Source organism: bacterium (assembly GCA_036524115.1).
Lineage (GTDB): Bacteria > JAUVQV01 > JAUVQV01 > JAUVQV01 > DATDCY01 > DATDCY01.
This window is the reverse complement of the sequence record DATDCY010000024.1, coordinates 1-4,933: the sequence shown is the minus strand read 5'-3', so window position 1 is coordinate 4,933 and position 4,933 is coordinate 1. Positions and strand designations below refer to the sequence as shown.

At 72.8% G+C, this 4,933-nt stretch carries 4 protein-coding genes; all 4 read right to left on the bottom strand.

Annotation, left to right across the window (positions count from 1 at the left end):
- On the bottom strand, window positions 1-498 hold a 498-nt coding region (locus VI078_01300; protein ID HEY5997926.1), incomplete at its 3' end, for a biotin/lipoyl-binding protein.
- 5 nt (window positions 499-503) lie between these two features.
- Entirely contained in the window at window positions 504-1,145 is a 642-nt protein-coding gene (locus tag VI078_01295; protein HEY5997925.1) for a TetR/AcrR family transcriptional regulator, read from the bottom strand.
- Window positions 1,146-1,360: 215 nt separating this feature from the next.
- Window positions 1,361-4,159, bottom strand: coding sequence for a S41 family peptidase (locus tag VI078_01290; protein ID HEY5997924.1), 2,799 nt, complete (start codon window positions 4,157-4,159; stop codon window positions 1,361-1,363).
- A 62-nt stretch (window positions 4,160-4,221) separates the two neighbouring features.
- A complete protein-coding gene (locus VI078_01285; GenBank protein HEY5997923.1) occupies window positions 4,222-4,740 on the bottom strand; it encodes a hypothetical protein in 519 nt (172 codons plus the stop codon).
- Window positions 4,741-4,933 lie beyond the last annotated feature (193 nt).

The following is a 4,933-nucleotide window of genomic DNA, read 5'->3' as shown; positions in this document are numbered from 1 at the left end:
GGAGCCGGCGTCGTCGAGCGACTGCTGCGTCGCCAGTCCCGCGTCCTTGAGCCCGCGCAGCCGCTCGAGCTCGCGGCGCGCCTGCTCGGCCGCGACGTCGGCCTCGGCGCGCCCGGCCTCCGCCGCTGCCAGGTTGGCCTTCGCCAGCTCGATGGCCGTGCGGGCCTTGGCGATCTGCGAGTCGACCTCGCGGGTGTCGACGCGGGCGAGCGGGTCGCCGCGGCGCACGCGCACCCACTCGCGGACGGGGATCTCGACGATGCGGCCGGGGATGTCCGACTTGATCTCGGCCTGGGCGCGCGGCACCAGCGTGCCGACGACCGCGACCTCCTCGACGAGCTCGGCGGGGGCGACCGCGATCGTGTCGACGGCGATCAGGGCGGAGGCGGCCTCCTTCGCCGCGGGCGGCGGCGCGCCCTTTCCGCACCCGGCGAGGGCGAAGACGACAAGCGCCCCGGTCGCGAGGCGCAGCGCGCGCATGTCTGTGCGGACGTCCATGGTCTTCAACGGCCTCCTTGGTGTGTGCGGCGCGCGGCGGCGCCGGCGAGGGCGAGATCGAGCGCCGAGCGGAAACCCTCCAGGCGCAGGGCGATGTCCGGCTGCAGCAGGTTGGAGTCGACGTAGACGTTGATGAGCCCCAGGATGGTCCAGACGAGGTCGCCCGGGGGGATCGGCGAGAACTCCCCGCTGCGGACGCCCTCCCGGACGATCCGCTCGAGCGTGGCCGTGATGGTCAGGGGGAACTCCCAGAGATCGATCTCCGGCGCGTCCTGGGGCGGGGCGTAGTGGAGCGCCCGCATGAGCCGGACGGTGCTCAGGTTCGCGCCCGCGCTCTCGACGATCGCGTTGCAGAGCGTCCGGATGCGCTGCGCCGCGCTCGTGCCGTCGCCGCGGAGCGACGCCGCGACCGCGGGCCGCAGCCGTCCCACCGCCTCCTCCAGGAGGGCGCGATAGAGCCCGTCCTTGCTCTCGAAGTGGTAGTAGAGCACGGGCTTGGTGACGCCCGCCGCGGCGACGATCTCGCCGACGGAGGTCGCGGCGTAGCCCTTGCGGCTGAACAGCTCGGCCGCCTCCCGGAGCAGCCGCTCGCGGGCGCAGACGTCGCAGCCCTCGCTGCCTCCGCCCCGCCTTGCGTTTCCCGTCATGCTCCTGCCTCCCGGTGCTATACCTAACGGTAGGTATACCTGAGGCTCCGCCCTGTGTCAACCAGCGCTCCCAACGGATCGGCACCGGGCTGCCGGGACCGGTGGGCAGCGTCCTGAGGCGTTCCACGAGGGCAGAATTCGAATCGGCTGCCCGAGCCGCTGGGAGCGCCGGGGCCTCCTCAGCAGCCCGGGCTCGCGGGAGCCCGCGCCGCGACCTACGGCTGGGGCGAGCCGGGCGCGGGCGTCGCGGCCACCTCGGCCTGCGCCCCCCGCCGGAAGACGTAGATCACCTTCTGGGCCGGGATGTCCTTCTCGTCGCGCACGACGACCGCGATGCGGTTCGAGCCGCCCTCGAGCGGCACCGTGACCGTCACCGGGTAGCGCGTTCCGCCCTCCCGGTTGCGCTGGTACGAGAGCTTCTTCTCGCCGCGGTAGAGCACGAGATCCTTCACGCCGCCGTCGTCCGTCGCGTTCAACGAGAGGGTGACCTCTGCGGCGTCGGTCACCAGCGGCGCCGGTGTCGCAAGCGAGATCTGCGGGGGCACCCGCGCCTCGGCGGGCTTGTAGGGCGCCGCCGTCGGGATGTCCAGCGTGTCGGCGAAGAAGCCGCCCGCGCCGCGGTCGGAGAAGGTCAGACCGACCTTCACGTGGCCGTCCTCGAGCGGGCGCACGACCTTGAAGGAGAAGTCTGCCTTCGCGGCGCCGCCCGCGGCGAGCTTCTCGATCTTGGCGCGCGCGGCCTCGAGGTAGAGTTCCTCCTTCTCGTCGGCGCTGAGGTTGGTCTCCAGCAGGGGGCTGGCCGCGCCGCGGTCGGTGATCTCGACGCTCAGGCGGGCGCGCTCGCCCTCCTCGAGCCGCCCGTCGCCGGACTTCGCCTTGTCCGTGAGGTTCTCGTCCGCGAGCGTGTAGCGGTAGGCGTACTCCGGCGCGGGCCGCGGCGCGGTCTGGACGCTCCCGCCCTCGATCGTCGCCAGGTCGGCTTCGCCGCTCTTGACCTTGAGCGACACCGCATCCCAGCGCTCCTCCACGGCCCCGGGCACGGTCAGCTTCGCGGTCCACTCCCGGGTCTCGCCGGGCGCGAGCGCGCCGAAGGCGAAGTCGAGGTTGCCCAGGATCGGGTTCGCCGACTCCGTGCGGCCCCACACCCGCCGCAGGGTCGTGGTCCCCTTGTTGGTGACGGCGATGGTGATGGCGGCCTTCTCGCCGGCCTTGAGCAGCTGGCCCTGCGGGAGCGTCGCGGCGAGCGAGGCGGTCGCGGGGCCGGCCCCGGCGGCGGGCGCCGTCCAGTCGACCGAGCGCGCGGTGAACGCGGCGCCGATCTTCGCATCCTCCTCGGCGGTCGCCGTCGCGGCGATCCCGGTGGCGATGGCGAGCAGGCCCGTGCGGGTGGCGGCGGCGGGGACGCCCTTGGCGGCACCGAGGATGCGCCGCGCGAGGCGGACCTCGAACTCCCCGGCCAGCTTCGCCGCCTTCTCCTTCTCGCCCGGCTCGCGCTTCTGCTCGCGCATCTGGTCCTCGTGCGAGGCGTCCTCGGTGCGCAGGAAGGGCACCGTGGCCACGGCCTGCCGCTGGGCGTTGCCCCAGTCGGAGAAGGCGTTCTCCAGGCTCGCCTCGTTGCGGTGGTCCTTGACCGCCGAGAACTGCAGCCGCTCGGCGCCGACGAGCACGGGGTGCAGCTCGATGTCCGGCTCGACGCCGATGGACTGGATGCTCACGTCGCCGGGGGTCAGGTACTGGGCCACGGTGATCAGCGTGCCGCCGCCGTCGCTCAGCGGGAACGCCTGCTGGACCGAGCCCTTGCCGAACGTGCGCTCGCCGACGAGCAGCGCCCGGCGGTCCTGGAGGGCCGCGGCGACGATCTCGGAGGCCGAGGCGCTGCCGCGGTTGACCAGGACGACCAGCGGCAGGCGGGTGAAGGGCTGGTCGGAGTTGCCGGCCGAGTCGACCTTCCCGCGGCCGGAGCGGTTGCGCGTGGAGACGATGGCCCCCTCGTCGAGGAAGCCGTCGGCCAGCTTGACGGCCTCGTCGAGCAGCCCGCCCGGGTTGTCGCGCAGGTCGAGGATGACGCCGGCGGTTCCGGGCTTCTCGAGCTTGCGGATGGCGTTCGCCAGCTCCGCGCTCGTGTCCGTCTGGAAGTTCTTGACGCGGGCGTAGATCACGGGGGCCTCGCCCGCGCCGTCCAGCGTGCGGCTCTCGACGCTGACGATCCGGATGATCTCGCGGATGATCGGGAAGTCGCGCGCCTCGGTCCAGCCCTCGCGCGCGATGGTCAGCGTCACCGGGGTCCCCGGCTCGCCGCGCATCCGTCCGACCGCCCCGTCGGAGGACATGTTCGTCGTCGGCACCCCGTCGATGAAGAGGATGCGGTCCCCGCTCTGGAGGCCGGCGCGGCTGGCGGGCGTGTCGGGGATCGGGGAGACGATCGTGATCTCGCCGTCGACCACGTTGAAGGTGAAGCCGATCCCGCCGAAGGTGCCGCTCGTCGAGGTCTTGAATTCCTTGAAATGCTTCATGCTGAAGACGTTCGTGTGCGGGTCGAGCGCCCGCAGGGCGCCGTTGACGGCCATGTAGGTCAGCGTGGTCTTGTCGATGTCCGCGCCCAGGCGCTCGGCGGCGAAGTCCACGATGTCGTCCAGCGTCCGCGCCACCCCTGCCAGGCTCTGCACGCCGGCAACGTCGAACGTCCTGTCGAAGCCGCGCGCGCGCACCGTGACCGAGTGCTTGTCAGCGGCGAGGTCGACGATGATCTCGGGGGACTGGCCCTCGATGGCGCGGAAGGCGCTCTCGAGCATCGTCGCCGGGACGATGCGCCTGGGGTCCACGTAGAACGCGTCGATGTATGTGAGCGCCTGTCCGGCGATGCTCTGGTTTCCCAGCGCCGCGTGCGGGCCGCTCTGCCCCTGGCCGCGGCTTCCCGACGGGGGGAAGGCGGGCAGGGGGGCCGCCCGGAGGAACAGCGCCAGGGCCGCCGCCGTGAGCAGGCCCGCCCAAACGGACTTCCTTCTGAGGGACATCGGTTCTCCTTTTTCCATTGCCGCCAATAACCCGATATCATCGCACCATTCCCTTGTCTTTGCTATAGATGCGGGTTTTCGCGACAGGTTCCCGCGACCTCCGCCGGGGTTTCGGGCCGCAGGGCCGGCAGCCGCTCGAGCAGGTGCTCGAGGGCCCAGCGCGCGTCGGCCGCGAAGACCGAGCCCATCACGTGCCAGGAGAGCGCGGCGAGCCCGCCCGGCGCCAGCAGCCACAGGAGGCTGCGCCGCGCGTCCAGGGCGTGCGACGCGACGACGAGGGCCGCGACCGCGCCGAGAAAGCCGAGCCAGATGACCATGAAGACGACGACGATGCGCGCCGGCGCGAGGCGCAGGCGCACTGCCGCCCCTCCGCCCGGCGCCGGGGCGATCTGCCCGCGGAGCACGGGCATGGCGGTGCTGCGGAACTCGCGCAGGCGCGTGATCACGAAGCCGGCGTCGGTCACCGAGCCCGAAAAGGGCTGCCCGGGCCCCTCGCCGATTGCCAGGCGCAGCCGCGGCACGAGCGCCGGCGGGGCCAAGTCGGAAGCGAGGGAGACGGTGCGAAGCGGAAGCAGTACCATTACGGGGGCATTGTAGCACCCCCGCCGCGCAGGCCCGCGGGGCCCTACTCGCCCTCGTTCATCTCCTCGCCGGGTTCGTCCCCGGGTTCGTCTTCCGGCGTTGCCTCGGGCGCGGCCTCGGGCGGCTCCGGCGTTGCCTCGGGGGCCACCTCGGGCGGAGGCCCGGGCTGGGCCTCGGGCGCGGCCTCCGGCG

Bases quoted from the DNA above. Each gene is read 5' to 3' on its own strand.
- VI078_01295 (HEY5997925.1), bottom strand. From the start codon at position 1,145: ATGACGGGAAACGCAAGGCGGGGCGGAGGCAGCGAGGGCTGCGACGTC.
- VI078_01290 (HEY5997924.1), bottom strand. From the start codon at position 4,159: ATGTCCCTCAGAAGGAAGTCCGTTTGGGCGGGCCTGCTCACGGCGGCG.
- VI078_01285 (HEY5997923.1), bottom strand. From the start codon at position 4,740: ATGGTACTGCTTCCGCTTCGCACCGTCTCCCTCGCTTCCGACTTGGCC.